Origin of the sequence: Micromonospora sp. DT233, from assembly GCF_049841815.1 — a bacterium.
Taxonomy (GTDB): domain Bacteria; phylum Actinomycetota; class Actinomycetes; order Mycobacteriales; family Micromonosporaceae; genus Micromonospora.
The window spans coordinates 14,634-35,968 of record NZ_JBNCLB010000006.1 but is presented as its reverse complement, the minus strand read 5'-3'; the positions used below and the strand labels follow the sequence as shown (position 1 = coordinate 35,968).

At 73.9% G+C, this 21,335-nt stretch carries 19 protein-coding genes; 12 read left to right on the top strand and 7 right to left on the bottom strand.

The features are described from left to right. Positions 1 to 46: 46 nt before the first annotated feature. Positions 47 to 1,249, bottom strand: a complete 1,203-nt coding sequence (locus tag ACLQ2V_RS15890; protein ID WP_425719248.1) for a hypothetical protein — start codon at positions 1,247 to 1,249, stop codon at positions 47 to 49. A 355-nt stretch (positions 1,250 to 1,604) separates the two neighbouring features. Here ACLQ2V_RS15890 and ACLQ2V_RS15885 point away from each other — a divergent pair, with 355 nt between their 5' ends. The 3 genes from ACLQ2V_RS15885 to ACLQ2V_RS15875 all read left to right on the top strand — a co-directional run bounded on the left by ACLQ2V_RS15885 (position 1,605) and on the right by ACLQ2V_RS15875 (position 4,034). Continuing rightward, a complete protein-coding gene (locus ACLQ2V_RS15885; RefSeq protein WP_425719247.1) occupies positions 1,605 to 2,180 on the top strand; it encodes a flavoprotein in 576 nt (191 codons plus the stop codon). Between the two features lie 170 nt (positions 2,181 to 2,350). After that, positions 2,351 to 3,205, top strand: a complete 855-nt coding sequence (gene fdhD, locus ACLQ2V_RS15880) for a formate dehydrogenase accessory sulfurtransferase FdhD (RefSeq protein WP_425719246.1) — start codon at positions 2,351 to 2,353, stop codon at positions 3,203 to 3,205. Positions 3,206 to 3,482: 277 nt separating this feature from the next. Then, a complete protein-coding gene (locus ACLQ2V_RS15875; protein ID WP_425719245.1) occupies positions 3,483 to 4,034 on the top strand; it encodes a hypothetical protein in 552 nt (183 codons plus the stop codon). Here the strand turns inward: ACLQ2V_RS15875 and ACLQ2V_RS15870 are convergent. The 3 genes from ACLQ2V_RS15870 to ACLQ2V_RS15860 all read right to left on the bottom strand — a co-directional run bounded on the left by ACLQ2V_RS15870 (position 4,006) and on the right by ACLQ2V_RS15860 (position 6,878). After that, positions 4,006 to 4,719, bottom strand: coding sequence for an HNH endonuclease (locus tag ACLQ2V_RS15870; RefSeq protein ID WP_425719244.1), 714 nt, complete (start codon positions 4,717 to 4,719; stop codon positions 4,006 to 4,008). The two genes, ACLQ2V_RS15875 and ACLQ2V_RS15870, sit on opposite strands and share 29 nt — an antisense overlap. A 54-nt stretch (positions 4,720 to 4,773) precedes the next feature. Further along, the gene (locus ACLQ2V_RS15865; RefSeq protein WP_425719243.1) at positions 4,774 to 5,658 is read right to left on the bottom strand and encodes a DNA adenine methylase; all 885 of its coding nucleotides are present in this window, start codon (positions 5,656 to 5,658) and stop codon (positions 4,774 to 4,776) included. 185 nt (positions 5,659 to 5,843) lie between these two features. After that, a complete protein-coding gene (locus tag ACLQ2V_RS15860) occupies positions 5,844 to 6,878 on the bottom strand; it encodes a DUF4192 domain-containing protein (RefSeq protein ID WP_425719242.1) in 1,035 nt (344 codons plus the stop codon). Positions 6,879 to 7,198: 320 nt separating this feature from the next. On the opposite strand from ACLQ2V_RS15860, the gene ACLQ2V_RS15855 reads away from it, so the two are divergent. From ACLQ2V_RS15855 to ACLQ2V_RS15835, 5 genes are all read left to right on the top strand, one after another. After that, positions 7,199 to 8,116, top strand: coding sequence for a fructosamine kinase family protein (locus tag ACLQ2V_RS15855; RefSeq protein WP_425719241.1), 918 nt, complete (start codon positions 7,199 to 7,201; stop codon positions 8,114 to 8,116). Positions 8,117 to 8,201: 85 nt separating this feature from the next. After that, positions 8,202 to 9,215 carry a GTP 3',8-cyclase MoaA gene (gene moaA, locus ACLQ2V_RS15850; protein ID WP_425719240.1) on the top strand — a complete coding sequence of 338 codons (1,014 nt, stop codon included), beginning with the start codon at positions 8,202 to 8,204 and terminating at the stop codon, positions 9,213 to 9,215. Continuing rightward, complete coding sequence (locus ACLQ2V_RS15845; protein ID WP_425719239.1) at positions 9,212 to 9,484, top strand: MoaD/ThiS family protein; 273 nt, start codon at positions 9,212 to 9,214, stop codon at positions 9,482 to 9,484. Before moaA ends, ACLQ2V_RS15845 begins: the two co-directional genes overlap by 4 nt. A 9-nt stretch (positions 9,485 to 9,493) precedes the next feature. After that, positions 9,494 to 10,783: a metallophosphoesterase gene (locus tag ACLQ2V_RS15840; RefSeq protein ID WP_425719238.1), complete on the top strand. Its 1,290-nt coding sequence runs from the start codon at positions 9,494 to 9,496 to the stop codon at positions 10,781 to 10,783. Positions 10,784 to 10,901: 118 nt separating this feature from the next. Then, positions 10,902 to 14,096, top strand: a complete 3,195-nt coding sequence (locus tag ACLQ2V_RS15835) for a UvrD-helicase domain-containing protein (RefSeq protein WP_425719237.1) — start codon at positions 10,902 to 10,904, stop codon at positions 14,094 to 14,096. A gap of 92 nt (positions 14,097 to 14,188) precedes the next feature. Here ACLQ2V_RS15835 and ACLQ2V_RS15830 read toward each other — a convergent pair whose 3' ends face one another. Further along, positions 14,189 to 14,839, bottom strand: coding sequence for a prepilin peptidase (locus tag ACLQ2V_RS15830; RefSeq protein ID WP_425719236.1), 651 nt, complete (start codon positions 14,837 to 14,839; stop codon positions 14,189 to 14,191). Positions 14,840 to 14,849: 10 nt separating this feature from the next. Continuing rightward, on the bottom strand, positions 14,850 to 15,887 hold the full coding sequence (locus ACLQ2V_RS15825) for an EamA family transporter (RefSeq protein ID WP_425719235.1): 1,038 nt from the start codon (positions 15,885 to 15,887) through the stop codon (positions 14,850 to 14,852). A gap of 600 nt (positions 15,888 to 16,487) precedes the next feature. On the opposite strand from ACLQ2V_RS15825, the gene ACLQ2V_RS15820 reads away from it, so the two are divergent. Together ACLQ2V_RS15820 and ACLQ2V_RS15815 are read left to right on the top strand one after the other, a co-directional pair. Then, entirely contained in the window at positions 16,488 to 16,934 is a 447-nt protein-coding gene (locus tag ACLQ2V_RS15820) for an LppU/SCO3897 family protein (RefSeq protein WP_425719464.1), read from the top strand. Between the two features lie 171 nt (positions 16,935 to 17,105). After that, positions 17,106 to 18,341: an ATP-binding protein gene (locus ACLQ2V_RS15815; RefSeq protein ID WP_425719234.1), complete on the top strand. Its 1,236-nt coding sequence runs from the start codon at positions 17,106 to 17,108 to the stop codon at positions 18,339 to 18,341. A gap of 51 nt (positions 18,342 to 18,392) precedes the next feature. On the opposite strand, the gene ACLQ2V_RS15810 is transcribed toward ACLQ2V_RS15815, so the two are convergent. Next, on the bottom strand, positions 18,393 to 18,938 hold the full coding sequence (locus tag ACLQ2V_RS15810; protein ID WP_425719233.1) for a GNAT family N-acetyltransferase: 546 nt from the start codon (positions 18,936 to 18,938) through the stop codon (positions 18,393 to 18,395). A gap of 155 nt (positions 18,939 to 19,093) precedes the next feature. On the opposite strand from ACLQ2V_RS15810, the gene ACLQ2V_RS15805 reads away from it, so the two are divergent. Continuing rightward, positions 19,094 to 19,636, top strand: a complete 543-nt coding sequence (locus ACLQ2V_RS15805; RefSeq protein ID WP_425719232.1) for a DoxX family protein — start codon at positions 19,094 to 19,096, stop codon at positions 19,634 to 19,636. A gap of 216 nt (positions 19,637 to 19,852) precedes the next feature. After that, positions 19,853 to 21,298 (top strand): glycosyltransferase 87 family protein, encoded by a 1,446-nt coding sequence (locus ACLQ2V_RS15800; RefSeq protein ID WP_425719231.1) that lies wholly within the window; start codon positions 19,853 to 19,855, stop codon positions 21,296 to 21,298. The last annotated feature ends 37 nt before the right edge of the window (positions 21,299 to 21,335 follow it).

Sequence of the window (21,335 nt, the reverse complement as noted above, 5' to 3'; positions counted from 1 at the left end):
CGCTTGGGATGGGGTCTTGCGTCGCGGTGCGGGTGGGTGTGGGCCGTCAGCTCGCCGCCGCGGGGTCCGCCGCGGGGTCCGCCGCCGGGGCGGCCCGTTGCCGGGTCCGGCCGGCCAGCAGCGGCAGCAGCACGATCTCGAAGGCGACCAGCAGCAGCGACCCGATCGAGTCCCAGAAGCCGGGGCCGGTGGGCGAGCCGTTCGCCAGGGCGGAGAAGACGCGGGAGCCGAACTCGATCACCAGCGGCGCGGTCCAGAGCGCGACGGTGATCAGCAGCGCCGCCACCCCGCCGCAGGTGATCAGCGCGAACCAGGGCGCGAGCTGCCGGTCGCGCGGGGACCAGTCCTCGTCTGCGGTGTCGGACGGGCGCACCCCGGGCAGCCAGGAGAACTTGTCGCGCAGCCAGGCCCGGCTGACCTCGTGCAGGTTGGTGCAGCCCAGCGCCGTGGTCGCCACGTAGTACAGGTCGGTGCGCAGGAAGACGTAGCACTGCCAGGACATCCGCAGCAGAATCGTGTACGCCACCGCCAGCGCCAGCCGTCCCGGCCAGGACAGGCCGTCGGCGAGGCCGGCCCAGGCGGCGAGCACCAGCGCGCCGAAGAGCACCGCGTCGGCCAGCAGCCCGGCCAGCATGGGCAGGTAGCGCTGCCGGGCGGGCACGGTGAGCAGGGCGTCCAGCTCGGTCTCCACCACCGCGTAGTAGAGCCGGCGCCCGACCCGCATCTTGGTGGGCAGGCCGAGCCGGCGGGCGGCGAGCAGGTGGTACCACTCGTGCCACAGGATCGCCGGCGACTGGCACAGGGCCAGGCCGAGCTGCACGGCCAGCAGCGACGGGACGAAGAAGACGTTCGAGGCGTGCGGCCGCAGCTCCGGCCGGGTCGCCATGGCCACGGCGGCGGCGACCACGATCAGCGCGTACGCCGCCCAGGCCAGCGGGGAGAAGGCCGCCCGGCCGAGCCGTCGGAAGCGGACCACGGGCGGCCGGGCCGGTGGTTCCCCGTCGGCCCGGATGAAACCGAGTTCGCGCAGCCCGTCGACGAAGTCGGCGATGTCGACGGTCTCCCCGAAGGTGCTCCGGTACCACTGCTCCGCCTCGCCGACCGGCATCCCGTCCGCGAGGCGGCGCAGCAGCGCGACCCCGTCCTCGGGGAGTACGGCGAAGGATGCGGCGTCGATCCGGCCGACGGTGACGCCCTCCCGCTCGGGCACGTAGGTGAGCGGGTGGAACTCCAGGCGGGTGCTTGACATGGTTCCCTCCAGGGCAGGGCAGGGCAGGGCCGGCGGGGCGGGGCCGGCGACGGCGACGGCCGTCCCGGCGCGGGGGAGCGCCGGGACGGCCGAACCGGTCAGCAGCAGTCGGTGCAGTACAGCGGCGCCGACGTGGTGAGCTTGATGGAGCCCGTCTTGCGGATCGTGATCTTCTTCATGACCGTTCACCTCCTCGGCCGGCGGGTCGTTGGGGCGGCCGGCTGAGAACGAACCTGCCAGCCGGACCCCCTCGGGCGGCATGGGGAGCCGCCCCCAAACTCGCCCGCCGACCCGCCGCCGAAGATGGGGCCGTTCCCCCATGGCCGCGCCGGCCCCACGCCGGAACGCTGTCGGCATGCGAGACGACGCGCTTTCGGTGATCATCTGTGGCTCCAGCGCCGCGATGGCCGCCTCCGGGTACCTGTCCTGGCTGCGCCAGGAGATCGACCTGCCGCTGCGGGTACTGCTCACCGCCAGCGCCGAACGCTTCGTGCAACCCCAGGTCGCCGCCTGGTACGCGGACGAGGTCTTCACCAGCGGCGACCCCGCGCTGAACCCCACCGAGTTCGCCAAGCGCTCGCTCGGCATCGTGGTGCTGCCGGCGACCGCCGGCACGATCGCCGCGACGGCGCTCGGCCTGGCGGGCACCCCCGCCCAGACCGCCCTGCTGGCCAGCGACCGACCGGCGATCTTCTTCCCGAGCATGAACAAGTCGATGTGGACGAAGAAGGTCACCCAACGCCACGTGGAGACGCTGCGCGACGACGGCCACACCGTCGTCGAGCCGCAGGAGCGGGTGATCTTCGAGCTGTGGCAGCGCGAGAACGTCGTCGGCATCGCCATGCCCCCACCCGACGCGGTCACCGAACTCGTGGCGAGTTGGCTGGAGAGCACCCTCTCCACCGAGGCCGACGAACCCGCCACGTCCTGAGCCGGCGTCCCCGCGCCCGGCTCTCGGGCCGTCGGGCACTCGGGGCGTCGGGCTCTCGGGTCGTCCGGCTCTCGGGCGGCACCCGGCTCTCCGGGCGTCCGGTTCTCCGGTTCTCCGGGCGTCCGGCCGGACGCGTGGCCGTGGCCGCTGCGGTCGGGCAGGATGACGGGATGGGACGGGCCACTGACCGGCGGAGCGTGCTCCGGATCGACCTCGACGCCACCGAACCGACCCGGGTCGCGGTGCGCCGGCCGGACAGCGTCTCCGTGGAGGAGCCGCTGGAGATCCGGGTCGGTCCGGCCGGGCCGGGACGGCGGCGACCGCTGGCGGTGACCATGCGCACCCCCGGCGACGACCTCGACCTGGCGATCGGGTTCCTGCTGACCGAGGGCCTGATCCGCTGCGCCGCCGACGTGCACACCGCCCAGCTCTGCGCGGGCGCGGAGACGCCCAACACGTACAACGTGGTGGATGTGGTGCTCGCCCCCGGCGTGCCGGAACCGGCCACCGACCCGGCGCGGAACTTCTACACCACCAGCTCCTGCGGGGTCTGCGGGAAGGCCAGCATCGACGCGGTCCGGACCCGCTCCCGGTTCGCCGTCGCGGACGACCCGCTCACCGTGCCGGCCGGGCTGCTGGCCGAGCTACCGGCCCGGCTGCGGGCCGCGCAGCGCAACTTCGACCGCACCGGCGGCCTGCACGCGGCCGGGCTCTTCACCGGCGACGGCGAGCTGGTGGCGCTGCGCGAGGACGTGGGCCGGCACAACGCCGTCGACAAGGTCGTCGGCTGGGCGGTACGGCAGGAGCGGCTGCCGCTGGCCGGGCACCTGTTGCTGGTCTCCGGCCGGGCGAGCTTCGAGCTGACCCAGAAGGCGTGGATGGCCGGGCTGCCGCTGCTGGCGGCGGTCTCCGCCCCCAGCACCCTGGCCGCCGACCTGGCCGAGGAGGCGGGCATGACCCTGGTCGGCTTCCTGCGCGGCCGCACCATGAACGTGTACGCGGGCCCGCAGCGCATCACGCACTGACGGTGGGAGCACTCGGTCGCGGCGATCCTGATCCGTCCCGCTGGCGGCCAGCGGGCCGATCCGCGTATCGGGGCGGCGTCGCCGTTATCGAATTCGGCAGGCCGCACGGTCGGCCGAATGTGAAAATGATTGACAATGCGACCCGGCCGCCCGGGTCGAGACGCGAACGGCCGCCGGCGCCGATGTGATGATCACGATGGGCCGCGCTGCCGCCGGGAGCTCATTCGACCGCCGAGCCGCAGCGGGGAATGGGGACCGCGCACCGTAGACTATTGACGTGCCGACCCCGCCTGCCGCACATATTGTCGTCCTCAGCGACGCCCGAGCCCTCGCCTGGGTGTTGGGCGAGGGTCGCATGGCGTTCTCCAACCGGCGGAGGAGGGCGCTGGCTGATCTGAGCCCCGGGTCCCCCATGTTCCTCTACGTGACCAGCCGCTGTTTTCGCGGTTTGCCGTACGGCGAAGAATCCGGCCTGATCGGCAAGGTCATCGTGACGAGCCTCGTGGCTCAGCTCGACAAGCCCATCGCTTTCGGCGGCAACAGCTTCGGCATGGGGTGCAGCATAGCGGTGGACCGCTTGCTACGGCCCTCGCAAATGGTGAACCTGGGGCCGCTCGTTCCGGACCTGCATGCCTTCCACGGAGCCTGGCATCTCCGGCTACGGGCCGGATTCATTCCCCTCGACCAGCACGACAACGAGGTCATCCACGAAAGGCTCGCGCGCGAGTCCACATCCCTGGAGGAGGCCTGCGACGCCTACATGGCCCTTGCGAGGCGAAGGGAGGACAAGTCGCTTCGCCCTACTCGGTCGTCGGCATCCTCGAGATGACCTGCTTCGCAAGTTCAGCCGGCGTGACGTCCGCCTTCCGGGCGCGGGCCGACAAGCGGTCGAATTCCTCGATCTCGGCATCGCCCGACCAACTCAGCTGCAACCGTCTCTCCGGAATGGTCGCCACATGGGAGTATTCCTCGGGCGATCCCCAGAGACACGTCTCGCACTCGGCAGCAATTCGGCGCTCCCAGTTCGGGCAGGTCTCACAGGACCACGACTTGGCCCTGTTGCAGGACGGGCAGAGGGGCATGAAGTCCTCGGGCACCTGCTCCACGGCTTCACCCGACACCCGATAGGGAATTCGATGGTCCGCCTGAAGTTCCCTTGACGTGAACTGGCCGTCACAGACGGCACAGCGGTAGCGCCACAGCGTGTACAGGCTCTCCCTGAATGCCTTGGGAAGGGTGCGCCGGCCAGTCAGGGCTGCATCACCGGCTGCGGGAACCAGCTTGTAGCTGGCCATCCTGCGGCCGGCTACGACCACCATCTTCATCGCTACCTGGACACCGGCATCCTTGATGTCGGCGATTGCACGTGGGGGATGGTCGTAGCCCATGTCGTTGAGATCCGCCGTCGTCACATGCCCCTGGTCGAGCATTCGCTCGACGGCTCTTCTCGCTCTCAAGCTGAGCGGCCGACTCAGAACCCAAGCCGTGAAGTCTTCCGGGTAGGGGCTGGACATGGGCGCAGATCCTAGCGGTTGCCTGAGCCGCGGTCACGTTCGATCAGCCCGGGATCATGCCCCGATCGGAGCGAGACGGGCCGTCACCTGCCCGACACCGCCGAGCCTGGCAACGAGCGCCGGCGACAAATACAGCGATTCCACCGTAAGTGCGGTGTTCCCGTTCAGGGTGGCTTGCGAGGACCTTCCCGCGTACAGGTGCAGATGCGTCAGGTCCAGCGCCTCGGTCAACGGCGTTCCGTAGGACTTCGTGCCGGTCGAGCCATCGTACGAAATGATGAAGGAGATGTCGCGGTCTATCGCGTCGCCAAGGGCGGTGACGAAATCGGCGCGGGAGAGGCCGGCCATGTAGCGGTGGTCCCGGGTGTTCGACACCCCCTCGTAGGGCGGGTCCATGTAGACGACGTCCCTGACCTCCGCCGCTTCCAGGGCCGCCGTGTAGTCCCTCGTGAGCGCGGTGGAGCCGGCGAGAGCCTTCGCCGTCGCGTGCAGCCGCGTCCTCATGGCGTCCGGCTTCGCACCGAGCCGCCGGTTGTCGGCGCCCTGGTTGAATTCTCCCTGACGGTTGTAACGAACCGCCGCCTTGACGCATCGCGCGAGAAGGTAGAGGAGGAAGTGCGGCTCCCGTGTCGCGTTGAACTTCGAACGGATTTCCTCGAAGTAGGCTCTAGGGTCGGAGAGTTGCGCCTTCCACAGGCCCTCGTAGTCGTCGGCCAAGCTTGTCGGATCCGCCAGGATGCGCCCCCACAACGCCATGAGCGGCTCGTTGATGTCACTGATGACAGCCGCCTTCGGTATCTTCAGGTAAGCGGCCGCGATCGAAACGGCTGCCGAGCCGGCGAATGGCTCCATCAATCGCTCGGTGTCCAGCGGAACAAGGGGGACGATCGCATGTGCCAGCTGCCGCTTGCTGCCCTGATAGGGAATTGCATGGGGCACAGCATGGAGAGACGGTAGCCTTCGGGGAGTGATCGGGGCCGGCATCATGGCCACCAGTGTGCCGCACCGCGTCGGTCACGACGGACATGCCGTGCCTCGGGCGGATCAAGATGGCACCCCCGACCGGGAGCCGGGCCCGGAGGGGAGATCCGGCGGACCGGGCCGGCCTCCCCTCCACCCGGCCGTCAGCCGCGTCGGCGGACCCTGCGGGGCCGCAGCACCCCCGGCGGGCCGGTCGTCGGCCAGCCGTCGAGCTGCGACGGGGGCACCCCGCGTCGCAGCAGGTCGTCGAGGAGCAGGGCGAGCGAGTACGTCGGGTGGGCCGCCAGCACCCGCTCCAGCGCCACCGACGCGAGCGCCCCCTGCCCGGCCCGCCAGGCGGCGAAGGCCAGCAGGGAACCCGGCGCGGCGATCAGGTCCCGCTCGGTGCGGCGCAGCACGTCGGTCCAGAGGGCGATGTCCCGGTCCCGCCCGTCGGTGCGTTCCCAGGCGTGGTCGCGGATCGGCAGGTGGGTGAGGAGCAGTGTCAGCCAGGCCACCTGGTCGTCGGTGAGCCGCTCGCCCCGGCGGCGCATGGCCTCGCGTACGGCGCGGGTGCCGGCGCGGCGCAGCGCGCGGTCGTCGAGCGGGTCGGCCGGCGCGGCCTCCCCCAGCAGGGTGGCGAGCCGCTGTTCGGCGCGGACGACCGCCTTGCGCATCGCCACCTGGGCCGGGCCGCCGAACGGGGCCACCTGCGCGGTCAGGGCCGCCCGGTCGGGCAGGGCCACCTGGCCGGCAAAAACCGCAGCCGCGCTGACCTCGCTGGCCCCGGTGTCGTACGGCGTGCCCTCGGGCGGGCAGCAGGCGGGCTCGTCGCACAGGTACGACCAGTAGCGGCCGTCGGTCACCCGCAGGGCGTCGAGCACGGACAGCCCGGCGGTGGCCAGCGAGGCGCGTACCGCGTCGATGGCGGGGGTGACCCGGGACGCCTCGCCGTAGCCGAGCACGGTGACCGACTCGGCCCCCTGCTGGGCGATGACGCCGGCCAGGTGCGTCGCCGGGGCGAGCGGGTCGGTGCCCGCGACGGGGAGGTCGGCTCGGGCGGCGAAGACGATCCGCCGGCCCCGCATCGCGACCACCACCACGCTGTCGGTGGGGTGGAAGCCGAGCAGGTACGGCACGGCGGCGATCAGATCGGCGGGTGAGCGGACGGACAACCGGGGGATGTCGGTGGGGGTCATGAGGGCAGCCTGGGCCGCCACAACCCCGCTCGGCGGGCCCTGTGGACGACACGCGAGTTATCCACAGATACGGAGAGTAGTGCCGCAGGTCAGCCGAATTCAGGACCTCCAACCAGACTTCGCCTACGGCGGCTTCGCCGCGCGGAGCGCCTTCCACCTCGACGGCCGCTACGTCGAGCCGCTGCGCCGCTGACCGACCGCGAGGCGGTTGCCGGTTGCCGACCGTACGGGGTGACCGGCAACCGCCCTCCCGCGCCGCGAATCGCGCCGCACCCGCCGGCAACCCCACGGGGGCCGCCCGCAGCGGCTACCTTGCGCTCATGGACCTGGCGTACCTGCGGGCGCATCCGGAGCACCTGCCGACCTTCCTCACCCACCAGCGGATCCGGGAGACGCCCGTCTCCGGCGGTGACATCTGCGCGGCGTCCCGGCTGACCCTGGACGACGGGCACTCGGTCTTCACCAAGAGCTGGCCCACCGAGCGGGCCGGGCGGCCGGCGCCGGAGGGCTTCTTCGCCGCCGAGGCCGCCGGGCTGCGCTGGCTGCGGGAGGCCGGCGGGGCACCCGTACCGGAGGTGGTGGTGGCGCTGCCGGAGCTGCTGGCGCTCGACTGGGTGGAGCCCGGCGAGCCGACGCCGGAGGCCGCGGAGCGGTTCGGCCGCGAGTTGGCCGCGACCCACCGGGCCGGGGCCCTCTCGTTCGGGGCGGAGTGGGCCGGCTTCATCGGGGCGCTCCCGCAGGAGAACACGCCGGAGCCCGGGCCCTGGTCGGGGTGGTTCGCCCGCCGCCGGCTCGTGCCCTACCTGCGGATGTCGGTCGACGGCGGCGCACTCACCGGGGTCGAGGCGGCGCTCGTGGAGCAGGTCGTCGAGCGGATCGGCGACTTCGGCGGCGACGAGCCACCGGCCCGGGTGCACGGCGACCTCTGGCCGGGCAACGTGCTCTGGGGGGCCGACGGCCGCGCCTGGCTGATCGACCCGGCGGCGCACGGCGGGCACCGGGAGACCGACCTGGCCCAGTTGTCGCTCTTCGGCGGGGTGTCGCACGCCGACCGGCTGACGGCCGCCTACCGGGAGGCGTGGCCGCTGGCCGACGGGTGGCGCGAGCGGGTGCCGCTGCACCAGCTCCACCTGCTGCTGGTGCACACCGCGCTCTTCGGCGGGGCGTACCGCGAGGCGGTCGCCGACGCCGCCCGCGCCGCGCTGCGCGGGGCCGGGCGCACCACGGCCAGCCGATGACCGCCGGCCCGCGCGGGGCCGGGCGCCCCAGGGATCGAGCGACGACCGCCGCGCCGCGCGGGGCCGGGCGCGCTACGGTCGGACGATGACCGCCGACCCGCCGACCGACGGCCTCCTCGTCGACCGGTACGGCCGTGTCGTGCGGGACCTGCGCGTCTCGCTGACCGACAAGTGCAACCTGCGCTGCACGTACTGCATGCCGGCCGAGGGGCTGCCCTGGCTGGCCGACCCGCAGTTGCTGACCGACGACGAGATCGTCCGGCTGGTCGGGCTGGCGGTGCGCGAGCTCGGGGTGACCGAGGTGCGCTTCACCGGCGGGGAGCCGCTGATCCGGCCGGGCCTGGTCGGCATCGTCGCGGCGGTGGCCGCGTTGGCACCCCGCCCCCGGATCTCGCTGACCACCAACGGCCTCGGGCTCGCCCGGCTGGCCCCCGCCCTGCGGGCCGCCGGCCTGGACCGGGTGAACGTGTCGCTGGACACCCTCGACGCCGGGCGGTTTGCCCGGTTGACCCGCCGGGACCGGCTCGCCGACGTGCTGGCCGGGTTGGCCGGGGCGAGCGCCGCCGGGCTGACCCCGGTGAAGGTCAACAGCGTGTTGATGCGGGGCGTCAACGACGACGAGGCCCCCGCGCTGCTGCGCTTCGCCCTGGCCCACGGCTACGAGCTGCGCTTCATCGAGCAGATGCCGCTGGACGCCCAGCACGGCTGGGACCGGTCGACCATGGTCACCGCCGAGGAGATCCTGGCCCTGCTGCGTACCTCGTTCGACCTGGTCCCGGACCCGGCCCGGCGCGGCGCGGCACCGGCCGAGACCTGGCTGGTCGACGGCGGCCCGGCGCGGGTGGGCGTGATCGGCAGCGTGACCCGGCCCTTCTGCGGCGACTGCGACCGCACCCGGCTGACCGCCGACGGCCAGCTCCGCGCCTGCCTCTTCGCCACCGAGGAGTCCGACCTGCGCGCGGCGCTGCGGGCCGGCGCGGACGACGCGGAGCTGGGCCGGCGCTGGCGTACGGCGATGTGGGGCAAGCGGGCCGGGCACGGCATCGACGACCCGGCGTTCCTGCAGCCGGCCCGACCGATGTCCGCGATCGGGGGGTGACGGTGCCGGCTTCCGATCCCGCCGGGCAGGTCACCGTTCGGTTCTTCGCCGGTGCGCGGGCTGCCGCCGGTACCCCCGAGGAGAGTGCATCCGCCGGGCGCTGCCTGGACGAACTGGTCGACGAGTTGGCCGGCCGGCACGGCCAGCGACTCGCCGCCGTGCTGCGGGCAGCGAGTTTCCTGGTCGACGGCGTGGCCTGTCATGATCGTCGGGTGCCGCTGCCGGCCGGGGCGACGATCGACGTGCTGCCGCCGTTCGCGGGCGGCTGAGGAGGCTCAGTGTTGGCGAACCTGGCGTTCGTGGCTGTCGTGGCGCTCGTCGTCGGGCTGCTCCACTTCTACCTGTGGAAGCGGCTGGTCAAGGACACCACCGGCCCCGGGCGGTGGCGTCGGGTCGGTGCCGTGGTGGCGCTGGTGCTGGCGCTGCTCGTGCCGGCCACGATGATCGGCACCCGGGCCGGGCTGTTCTGGCTGGCCTGGCCGGGATACCTCTGGCTCGCGCTGATGTTCTACCTGGTCGTCCTGCTGCTGGCGCTGGAGGTGCCGATGCTGGTGGCCCGGCTGGCGCTGCGCCGCCGGGTGGCCGCCGCCGAGCCGACCGCCGCCGCGCCCGAGCCGGTGCCGGTGGGTGCCGCCGAGTCGACCGCCGCCGCGCCCGAGCCGGTGCTGGTGGGCGCGTCCGGGGCCGCGGACCCGCCGGCCGCCGCCGCGGTCGACCAGCCCGACCACGACCCGGCCCGCCGGCTGCTGCTGGCGCGCGGCGCGGCGATCTTCGCGGGCCTCACGGCCGCGGGCGTCACCGGCTACGGGGTACGCAACGCGATGGGCCCGCCGCACCTGGACCGGGTGCGGATCCCGCTGGCGAAGCTGCCGCGCGGGATGGACGGGCTGCGCATCGCCACCGTCTCCGACATCCACCTCGGGCCGTTGCGCGGCCGGGTGCACACCGAGCGGATCGTCGCGATGATCAACCGGCTGGACGCCGACCTGGTCGCCGTCGTCGGTGACCTGGTCGACGGGTCGGTGGCCGAGCTGGGCGAGGCGGCGGCCCCGCTGCGCGACCTGCGCTCCCGGTACGGCAGCTTCTTCGTCACCGGCAACCACGAGTACTACTCCGGGGTGGAGGAGTGGGTGCGCGAGGTCGACCGGCTCGGCCTGCGGGTGCTGCAGAACACCCGGCAGGAGATCGTGACCCCGGCGGGGGTGCTGGACCTGGCCGGCGTCAACGACGTCACGGCCGCCGGCACGGGGCTGGCCGCGCCGGCCGACTTCACCGCCGCGCTCGGCGACCGGGACCCGAGCCGTCCCGTGGTGCTCCTGGCCCACCAGCCCATCGCCGCCGTGGAGGCGGCGAAGTTCGGCGTCGACCTGCAACTCTCCGGGCACACCCACGGCGGCCAGATCGTGCCGTTCAACCTGGCCGTGAAGCTCCAGCAGCCGGTGGTCTCCGGGCTCGGCGAGGTCGACGGCACGAAGGTGTACGTCACCAACGGCGCCGGCTTCTGGGGCCCGCCGGTCCGCGTCGGCGCGAACCCCCAGGTCACCCTGGTGGAGCTGCGCACCCCCTGAGCCGCCGAGGGCGGGCGCCACCGCGCGTAGCCGGGTGGGCCGGCGGGGAAAGCATCGCTCAGGTCACGCTCACGCGTGGCGGGGAGCGGCCGTACCTGCGGGCGTGACAGGATGCGGCGTGCCCCCGTTCAGCGCCGTACCCCCCGGTGGTGGCCCCACGCCGTTCGTGGCGGACCTGCACATCCACTCGAAGTACTCCCGTGCGTGCAGCCGCGACCTGACCCTGCCGAACCTGGGCTGGTGGGCCCGGCGCAAGGGCATCGGCGTGCTGGGCACCGGCGACTTCACCCACCCCGCCTGGTACGACCACCTCCGCGAGACGCTGCGCCCGGCCGAGCCGGGGCTGTTCCGGCTCTCCCCGGAGGCGGAGCGGGACATCGCCCGCCGGCTGCCGCCCCGGCTGGCCGACGCGGCGGAGGCCGACCCGGTCCGGTTCATGCTCAGCGTGGAGATCTCCACGATCTACAAGCGCGACGACCGCACCCGCAAGGTGCACCACCTGATCTACCTGCCCGACCTGGACGCGGTGGGGCGGTTCAACGCCGCGCTCGCCCGGATCGGCAACATCGCCTCCGACGGCCGGCCGATCCTCGGGCTGGACTCCCGCGACCTGCTGGAGATCGTCCTTCAGGCCAGCCCGGACGGGTACCTGGTGCCCGCGCACATCTGGACGCCGTGGTTCTCGGCGCTGGGCTCGAAGTCCGGCTTCGACGCGATCGCCGACTGCTACGCCGACCTGGCCGAGCACGTCTTCGCGGTGGAGACCGGGCTGTCGTCGGACCCGGAGATGAACTGGCGGGTCGCCAGCCTGGACCGCTACCGCCTGGTCTCCAACTCCGACGCCCACTCCCCGGCGGCGCTGGGCCGGGAGGCGACGGTCTTCGCCACCGACCGGGACTACTTCGCGATCCGGGAGGCGCTGCGCACCGGCGCGGGGCTCGACGGAACGATCGAGTTCTTCCCCGAGGAGGGCAAGTACCACGCCGACGGGCACCGGGTCTGCGAGGTCAACTGGTCGCCCGAGCAGACCCGTGCCGCCGGGGGGCGCTGTCCCGAGTGCGGCAAGCCGGTCACCGTCGGGGTGCTCAGCCGGGTCGAGGAGCTGGCCGACCGGCCCGAGGGACACCGCCCCGCCCACGTTCCGCAGGTGACCCACCTGGTGCCGCTGGCCGAGATCCTCGGCGAGCTCAACGCCGTGGGCCCGAAGTCGAAGAAGGTCGCGGGGAAGCTCAACGACCTGGTCGCCGCGCTCGGCCCCGAGCTGGAGATCCTGACCGACGCCCCGCTGGACGAGATCGGCCGGGTCGGCGGGGAGTTGCTGGCCGAGGGGATCGGCCGGCTGCGTCGGGGCGAGGTGCGCCGGGTGCCCGGCTACGACGGCGACTACGGGGTGATCACCCTCTTCGACCCGGCCGAGCTGGGCGGGCAGGCGACGGGGGCGCAGGCGGAGACGCTCTTCGACGTACCGGTGCCGGCGCAGCGCATGCCCAGCGAGCCGGCGGCGAAGGTCAAGCGTCCGGCGACGGCGAAGGCCGAGCCGAAGCGCAAGGCCCCCGCGCCGGCACCACCGCCGCCGATCCCGGCGCAGCCCTCACCGCACGAGCCGTTCGAGCCGATGCTGGCCGGGATGGAGGAGGTCGGCACGGGGCTGCTGGACCGCCTCGACGCGATGCAGCGGGTGGCCGCCTCCGCGCCGGGCGGGCCGCTGCTGATCGTGGCCGGGCCGGGCACCGGCAAGACCCGGACGCTGACCCACCGCATCGCGTACCTCTGCGCGGAGCTGAACGTCTTCCCGGAGCGCTGCCTGGCGATCACCTTCACCCGGCGGGCCGCCGAGGAGCTGCGGCACCGCCTCGACGGGCTGCTCGGGCCGGTCGCCGAGGACGTCACCGTCGGCACGTTCCACTCGCTGGGCCTGACCATCCTGCGGGAGAACGCGGCCGCAGCCGGGCTACCCGCCGACTTCCGCATCGCCGACGACGCCGACCGCGCGGCGGCGAAGGCCGAAGCCGGGGAGGACCCGGCGAAGTACGCGGCGCTGCTGCGCAAGCGGGACCTGGTCGACCTGGACGAGCTGCTCACCCTGCCGGTGGCGCTGCTGCGCGCCGACAAGAAGCTGGTCCGCCGGTACCGGGAGCAGTGGCAGTGGATCTTCGTGGACGAGTACCAGGACGTCGACGCCGTGCAGTACGAGCTGCTGCGGCTGCTCAGCCCTCCCGACGGCAACCTCTGCGCGATCGGCGACCCGGACCAGGCGATCTACTCGTTCCGGGGTGCGGACGTCGGCTACTTCCTGCGCTTCTCGGCGGACTTCACCGACGCCCGGCTGGTGCGGCTCAACCGCAACTACCGCTCGTCCGCGCCGATCCTGGCCGCCGCCGTGCAGGCCATCGCGCCGTCGTCGCTGGTGCGGGGCCGCCGGCTCGACCCGGCCCGGCTCGACCCGGAGGCTCCGCTGGTCGGCCGGTACGCCGCCGCGTCCGTCTCCGACGAGGCCGACTTCGTGGTACGCACCGTCGACGAACTCGTCGGCGGCCTGTCCCACCGTTCCCTGGACTCGGGCCGCATCGACGGCCGGTCGACCACCCTGTCGTTCGGCGACATCGCCGTGCTGTACCGCACCGACGCGCAGGCCGCGCCCATCGTGGACGCCCTGGCCCGCGCCAACGTCCCGGTGCAGAAACGCTCCCACGACCGGCTGCGGGACCGCCCCGGGGTCAACGCCATCGCCCGCGAGCTGCGGCACGCCGACGGGCTCGGCGGCGGCCTGCCGGCGCGGGTCCGCCTGGCGGGGCAGGTCGTCGCCGACCGCTTCGCCGCCCCCACCCTCGACGGCTCCGGCGCGGTACGCCCCGAGGACGCCCGCGCGGCGGTGGAGCTGCTCACCCCGCTGGCCCGACGCTGCGGCGACGACCTGGAGCTGTTCCTCTCCCAGCTCGCCACCGGTGCCGAGGTCGACGCCCTCGACCCGCGCGCCGAGGCGGTCACCCTGCTCACCCTGCACGCCGCGAAGGGGCTGGAGTTCCCGGTGGTCTTCCTCGTCGGCTGCGAGGACGGGCTGCTCCCGCTGCGCTGGCCCGGCAGCACCCCGGACGAGGACGCGGTCGCCGAGGAGCGTCGGCTCTTCTTCGTCGGCCTCACCCGCGCCCAGGACCGGCTCTACGTCAGCCACGCCGCCCGCCGCGCCCGGCACGGCTCGGAGCGGGACCGCCGCCCGTCGCCGTTCCTCGACGTGATCGACCCCGGCCTCTTCGAACGCCTCGGCGAGACCGAGCCCCGCCGCCCCAAGGACCGCCAACTCCGCCTGCTCTGACCCGCTCGCGGCACCGCTCGAATGGGTAGATCTTGGAAGATTTCCGCCCCTGGAGGGGCCGTTTCTTTCCAAGATCTACCGCTGTTCGGGGATCAGTGGAGGAGGGGAGTTAGGCAGGTGGCTGCCAGGAGTGCCGGGCCCAGGGGGAGCAGGGTGTCGCGGCGGGCGCGGCGGGTCGCCAGCAGGGCGAGCACGGCCAGCCCGTGCAGCACGTGCGGCAGGAGCAGCCCGGTCAGCAGCGCCGACCCGCCCAGCCAGCCGAGCAGCAGGCCCAGCACGGCGGCGAGCTTGACGTCGCCGAAGCCGAGCCGGGAAGCGGGCAGCAGCGCCAGCAGCACGTACGCCGCGAACGACAGCGCCGCCCCGGCCAGCGCGCCGAGGAGCCGCTCCGGCCGACCGGTAATGGCCGCCGCCGCGCCCAGGCCGGCCAGTGCGGCGAGCGCGGCCAACCCGACCAGCGGGTCGGGCAGCCGCAGGCAGGCCAGGTCGACGGCGGCGAGCACCAGCCCGATCGCGGCCACCGCGAGGAACGCCGGCAACGCCGCCCCCACGCCCGGCGCGACGCCGAGCCCGCCGAAGACCGCCGCACCGACCGCCGCCCAGGGCACCCACCGGCGGGGCACAGTGGTCGACACCAAGGGCGTGCCGGCGAACCGGGCGGTGCAGCGGGTGGCCAGCCACGGGGTGCCGGCGCCGGCCAGCGCGCCGAGCGCCGCGAGGGAGAGCGGCAGGCCGGCGGACACCGGCCGGACGTTACCGCCGGGGTGCCCGGCCCGCCGCCCCGCTGGGCCGTCGTGGGCGTTCCGTGCTGACCACCACCGCCACCCCGGCGACGATCACCGCGCCGCCGAGCAGCACCGAGGCCGTCACCGGCTCGGCGGCCAGCAGCGCGCCGAGCGCGACCGCGACGACCGGATTCACGTACGCGTAGGTGGAGACCAGCGAGATCGGCGCGTGGTGCAGCAGCCAGACGTACGCGGTGAAGGCGACCAACGAGCCGGCGACCATGAGGTACGCCAGGGCCAGCCAGGACCGGCCGGTCACCTGGCCGGGGTCGAAGTCGCGCAGCTCGCCCCGGACGGCGGCGAGCACGGCGAGCGCCATAGCGCCCGCGAGCATCTCGTAGACCGTGGCGACGAACGGGTCGGCCGGCATGGGCAGGCGGTTGGAGAGGAACGAGCCCACCGACCAGCTGGCCGCCGCCGCGACCACGGTCAGCGCACCGGCCACCGGCACGGCCGCCGACCCGCCGGTGGGCAGCACCAGCAGAACCAGCCCGAGGAAGCCGAGGCTCACCCCGGCGAAGGTCCAGAACCTCGGCCGGTCCCCCGTTGCCGCGCGGAGCAGGACGACCAGCAGTGGGACGGTGGCGACCAGCAGCGCGGCCACGCCCGAGGGCACGGCCGACCCGGGCGGGCCGGCCTCGGCGAGCACCACCAGCCCGTTGCCGCCGGCCAGCAGCAGCACCCCGACCAGCGCCGCCGAGCCGAGCTGCCGCCGGTCGACGCGCAGCGCGCCCGCTTTGCGGCGTATCCGCAGGATGAGCGCGAGCACGACGGCGGCCGCGGCGAAGCGGAGGGCGGCCGAGGTGAGCGCCGGCAGCGACTCCACCGCGACCCGGATGCCCAGGTAGGTGGAGCCCCACAACACGTAGACGACGACCAGCGCGGCCCAGATCAGCCCAGGTCGGACCGGCGGGCGGGTGGTCGCGCCGGGTTCGGCGGGCGGGCTCGGGCCATCGGCGACGGGCGGACCGGTCGATGCCGTCGCACCCTGAGGGGGTGATGTCATCGGTTGACCACGTTACGGTGACCACGGCGTCGGCGCGCCGGAATTAATTGGCGGCCTCGCCGCTCGGGCAGGAGGGGTTGCATGTCGAACTACGGACCACCGGGTGAGCGTCCCGCCGGGCCGTGGCCCGGACGGGGGCCGGACGACGGGTACGACGCGCCCGCCGAGCCGTGGGCCCGTGACCCGCAGCCCGACCCGTGGGGCCGACCGGACCCCCGGCCCCACGACTCCGACCCGTGGGGTCGGCCCGACCCCCGGCCGCACGAATCTGATCCGTGGGACCGACGCGACCCCCGGCCGCACGAACCCGAGGTGTACCGGCCGGGCCCTCCGGCACCGCACGGGGGCGGCGCGCCAGCCGGCCCCTACCCGGGCTGGCCCGACGAGCCCACCGGCGCATTCCCGTCTCGGACCGCCGGACCGTATCCGGGCGAGCCCGCCGGCCCGTATCAGCCGGGGCAGTACCCGGACCGGTCCGGCGGCGCGTACCCGGCGGGGCCGCAGCCGAGCGAGCCGGGCGCGTATGGCGCCGGGCCCTTCTCGGGCGGCCGGCAGGTCGCGCCGGCGTCGCCGCCGGGCCGGGGCGGTCGCCGGGGGCCGCTGCTCGCCGTGCTGGTCACCCTGCTGGTGCTGCTGCTCGGCGGCGGTTCGCTGGCGTGGTACCTGCTCGGCCGGGACGAGCCGGCCGGCACCCCCGGCACCGGGCAGGCCGGGCCGACCGGCCAGCCGACGCCGCAGGAGGACGAATCGGCGTCTCCGACGTCGCCCGCCCCGACCGCCGCAGCGCCCGAGTCGTCGGCCGACCCCCGCTTCGTCAAGGCCGGGCAGTGCGTCCGCAACGCGGGGACGGCGGACGGGAAGCCCAAGCTGCTGATCGCGCCGTGCGCGGCGAAGACGTACGAGGTGCTGCGCCGCTTCGATGGGCAGACCGGGGGCGAGAAGGACGCCGAGGCGAAGTGCGCGAAGGTGAAGGGGTACACCAACTGGTACTTCTTCGACAGTCAGCTCGACACCCTCGACTTCGTGCTCTGCCTGAAGGCCCGCTGAGATCGCCGGGCGGCGAACCAGCTGTAGCCGAAACTAGGGCCGTCTAGCGTGGACGCTAGAGAGCCCTAGTTTCGACTCGACGGCCGGACGGGCGGGCGCGGGGCGACACGCCGGTAGCGTCCTCTACGGATGTCTAGCCTGCCCGCTAGACGGGCGGATACTCTGCGATTCGTGGATCCGGTCCGCAACCCGTACGCGCCGGGCGCCGGCCAGCGCCCGCCCGAGCTCGCCGGGCGGGGGCGGGAGCTGGGCGTCTTCGACGTGGTGCTGGAGCGCATCGCGCGGGGCCGCCCCGAGCGCAGCCTGATGCTCACCGGGCTGCGCGGGGTCGGCAAGACCGTGCTGCTCAACACGCTGCGCTCGCAGGCCATCAACCACCTCTGGGGCAGCGGCAAGATCGAGGCGCGGCCCGACCAGTCGCTGCGCCGCCCGATCGCCGCCGCCCTGCACATGGCGGTGCGGGAGCTCGCGCCCCGGCACCGCGCCCCGGACCGCATCGACGCGTTCCTCGGGGTGTTGAAGGCGTTCGCCCAGCGCCCCGCCCCCACCGGCCGGGGCGGCGCCGCTCCGAAGCTGCGCGACCGCTGGCAGCCCGGCATCGACGTGCCGGCCGCCACCGGGCGGGCCGACTCCGGGGACATCGAGATCGACCTGGTGGAGCTGCTCACCGACGCCGCCGCCGTGGCCGCCGACGTCGGCACCGGCATCGCGATCTTCATCGACGAGATGCAGGACGTCGGGGCCGAGGACGTCTCGGCGCTCTGCGCCGCCTGCCACGAGCTCTCCCAGCTCGGCGCGCCGCTGATCGTCGTCGGCGCGGGGCTGCCGCACCTGCCGGCCGTGCTCAGCGCCGCCAAGTCGTACTCGGAGCGGCTCTTCCGCTACCAGCGCATCGACCGGCTCGACCGGATCGCCGCCGACCGGGCGCTCTGCGCCCCGGCCGAGCGGGAAGACGTCGAGTACGAGGCGAAGGCGCTGGACCTGCTCTACGAGTCCTCCGGGGGGTACCCGTACTTCGTGCAGGCGTACGGCAAGGCGACCTGGGACCACGCGCCGCGCTCGCCGATCACGGCGGCGGACGTGCGGGTCGCCGCCCCCGAGGCGGAGGCCGAGCTGGCCGTGGGCTTCTTCGGTTCCCGGTTCGAGCGGGCCACCCCCGCCGAGCGCGAGTACATGCGGGCGATGGCGACGCTGTCGCTGGTCGAGGGGGACGCGGGCGGCCGGGACGACATGGACGCGGCGGTGCCGACCGCCGAGATCGCCCGCGCCCTGGAGCGCAAGCCGGCCAGCCTCTCCCCGGCCCGCGACGCGCTGATCAAGAAGGGGCTGATCTACTCCGGTGAGCGCGGCACGGTGGCCTTCACGGTGCCGCACTTCGGCCGCTACCTGCGCACCCAGCCCCTCTGACCAGCGCCTACGGGCCGCCGCAGCGGCGTCGCCACGCCCACCGCGCAGCGGTCAGATCTTGGACCAGGGTGGCGGGAAGCGCACCTCGCCGCGGGGCACCGGGCCCTCCCCGCTGGCGCTGGGCGGCAGGACCAGCGCCTGCCACGGCTCACCGAGGCCGGACCATGGGCTGCTCAGCCCCATCCGGTCAGCGCGGGTGAAGCCGAACCGCCGGTAGTAGGCCGGGTCACCGAGCACCACCACCAGGCGCTCGCCCAGCTCGGTGGCGGCGTCCAGGGCGGCCTGCACCACCGCCGTGCCGTGCCCGAGCCGCTGCCGGTGCGGCGCGACCGCGACGGGGCCGAGGGCCAGCGCCGGGGCCGTGCCGGTCGGGTGGACCAGCCGGACGCGGGTGAGCAGGGCGTACCCGACCACCTCGCCGCCGTACTCGGCGACCATGGCCAGCTCGGGAATCCAGGCGTCGGTGCCGCGCAGCTCCTCGACGAAGCCCACCTCGGGCGGGGAGCGCACGTCGGGGCGGGCGAACGCCGCCGCCAGCAGCCGGCGGATCGGGCCGGTGTCGGCCGGGTCCTCGGGGCGCAGCCGCAGCGTGGTCACCGGGCGAGACTACCGGCCCCGCCCGATCCACCAGCGACGGTCGGTCCGATCGGCGTGGCGTTGGGTGATCATGGCTGCGTGTGGGGTCCACGTCGGCCGATCGGATCGGGCCGTTGCAGGGGTGGCCGGCCGCGTGGCGGGGTATGACTGTGTGCATGAAGCCCGTACGCTCCCTCGCCCGCGTCATGTTGAGCGGCATCTTCGTGGTCGGCGGCGTCCGCAGTCTCCGGAACCCGACGCCGCTGGTCCCGAACGCGAAGCCGATCACCGACCGCGTCGCCCCGCTGCTCCAGCAGGCCTCCCCCAACCTCCCCACCGACACCGAGTCGCTGATCCGGGCCAACGCGGCCGCCCAGCTCGTCGGCGGGCTGATGCTGGCCACCGGGCGGTTCACCCGGCCGGCCGCGCTGCTGCTCGCCGGCACGTTGGTCCCCACCACCCTCGCCGGTCACGCCTTCTGGCAGAAGGAGCCGGCCGAACGGGCCCAGCACCAGCTGCACTTCATGAAGAACGTCGGGATCCTCGGCGGGCTGCTGCTGGCCGCCGCGGACACCGAGGGCAAGCCGGGTCTGCGTTGGCGGACCGGCCACCGGATCGGCCACTCGCGACGGTCGGTGCAGCGCGCCGTCCGGACCGCCCGCCGAGAGGCCCGCATCGCCGTACGATCGGCGGCCACCGCCCGGCGGCTGCCCGGCTGACCTGCGGTACGACGCCTCCCCTCCCAAGGCCCACCCCCCGTAAGGCCGCGAATTACCTGAACCACCCGGTAGCCGTTAACGCGGTGGAAATGTAAAAAACCAGTGTGGGATCGGACACGGTCGCATAACGCGGGAGGCAACAACGTGAGGCGCCGTTCTAGGCTCCGTGCGGGACCTGGACGGGTAGGACGAGCTTGGTATGGGGGTGGCCACGCCATGCCGGCGACCGTCGGACGACGGATGGACCGCCTTGCCCCGATCCGCCGGGTGACGCGTCGCATCGACCGCAGGACCGCGCTGCGGGCCGGCGTGGTCGCCACCGTGGCGTACGCCGCCTGGCTCGCGGCCGGCGCCTTCGGCCGACCGTACAACTTCTTCGACATGAAGATCTACCACGGCGCGGTGGTCTGGTGGGCCAACGGCAACGAGTTGTACGAATTCATCGCCCCCGCCACCACGCTCGGCTTCACCTATCCACCCTTCGGCGGGCTGGTCATGCTGCCGATGGCGCTGCTGCCGGTGGACGCCGCCGGCTGGCTCAACGCGCTGGCCAGCATCGGCGCGCTCGCCCTCGTCCTGGCCGGCCTGCTGCGACCGGTCGTCGACCGGCTCGGCTGGCCGCTCTGGCTCACCGTTGCCATCGCCACGCCGCTGGCGCTGGCCATCGAGCCGGGCCGCGAGACCCTCGGCTACGGGCAGGTCAACCTGCTGCTCTTCGCACTGATCATGGCCGACCTGATCGGGTTGCGCTGGCGGGCCCGGCGGGGCACCCGCTTCGACCCCACCGACGGGCCGCTGCGCCGCTTCGTGTTCAGCGGGGCCTGGGCCGGGGCGGGCATCGGCCTGGCCACGGCGGTCAAGCTGACCCCCGCCCTGTTCATCGCGTACCTGCTGATCACCCGGCAGTGGCGGGCGGCGGCCACGGCGGTCGGCACCGCGATCGGGGTGACCCTGGCCAGCTTCGCGTTCGTCGGCACCGAGTCGCGGGCGTACTTCGGCAGTGTGCTGTGGCAGACCGAGCGGGTGGGCGCTGCCGACATGACGCCGAACCAGTCGCTGGCCGGCCTGCTGGCCCGGCTCTACGACTCGATCGAGACCCCCGGGCTGCTCTGGCTGGCGTTCGCGGTGCTGCTGCTGGCCCTCGGGCTGTCCCGGGCGGCCAGCGCCCGCGCCGACGGCGACGAGCTGACCGCGTTCACCCTGGTCGGGCTCACCGCCAACGTGATCAGCCCGATCTCCTGGTCACACCACCTGGTCTGGGTCATCCCGGCGATCATCGTGCTGGCCGACGCCGCGGTGCGCCGCCGGGAAGCCAGCCGGGGGCCGGTGCAGCGCGCCAGCCAGGCCTCGTCGTACGGCGGCCCACCCGGCGTCAACGGGCTGCGCCCGCCGATCTGGTACCCGACGCTCACCGGCCTGCGGCACGGGGTGGCCGCGCTCGGGCTCTACCTGCTGTTCCTCATCTCGCCCATCTGGCCCTACGAGCACCAGCTTCCCGAGGTGTCGCACTACCAGGACGGGCTCTTCGGCGCGTTGATGGAGAACTCCCTGGCGGTGGCCCTGATCGTGCTGGTCGCCGCACTGCCGTGGCGGCCGGGCGCGGAGCCGGCCTTCTACACCGACCGGTTCGGCCGCGCCCTGCTGGCCCACGGCCGCCGCTGACCCACGGCCGGGACCGGTGGCTCCCGGCCGCCGCTAA

Bases quoted from the DNA above. Each gene is read 5' to 3' on its own strand.
- ACLQ2V_RS15890 (WP_425719248.1), bottom strand. From the start codon at position 1,249: ATGTCAAGCACCCGCCTGGAGTTCCACCCGCTCACCTACGTGCCCGAG.
- ACLQ2V_RS15885 (WP_425719247.1), top strand. From the start codon at position 1,605: ATGCGAGACGACGCGCTTTCGGTGATCATCTGTGGCTCCAGCGCCGCG.
- fdhD (WP_425719246.1), top strand. From the start codon at position 2,351: ATGGGACGGGCCACTGACCGGCGGAGCGTGCTCCGGATCGACCTCGAC.
- ACLQ2V_RS15870 (WP_425719244.1), bottom strand. From the start codon at position 4,719: ATGTCCAGCCCCTACCCGGAAGACTTCACGGCTTGGGTTCTGAGTCGG.
- ACLQ2V_RS15860 (WP_425719242.1), bottom strand. From the start codon at position 6,878: ATGACCCCCACCGACATCCCCCGGTTGTCCGTCCGCTCACCCGCCGAT.
- ACLQ2V_RS15855 (WP_425719241.1), top strand. From the start codon at position 7,199: ATGGACCTGGCGTACCTGCGGGCGCATCCGGAGCACCTGCCGACCTTC.
- moaA (WP_425719240.1), top strand. From the start codon at position 8,202: ATGACCGCCGACCCGCCGACCGACGGCCTCCTCGTCGACCGGTACGGC.
- ACLQ2V_RS15825 (WP_425719235.1), bottom strand. From the start codon at position 15,887: ATGACATCACCCCCTCAGGGTGCGACGGCATCGACCGGTCCGCCCGTC.
- ACLQ2V_RS15805 (WP_425719232.1), top strand. From the start codon at position 19,094: ATGAAGCCCGTACGCTCCCTCGCCCGCGTCATGTTGAGCGGCATCTTC.
- ACLQ2V_RS15800 (WP_425719231.1), top strand. From the start codon at position 19,853: ATGCCGGCGACCGTCGGACGACGGATGGACCGCCTTGCCCCGATCCGC.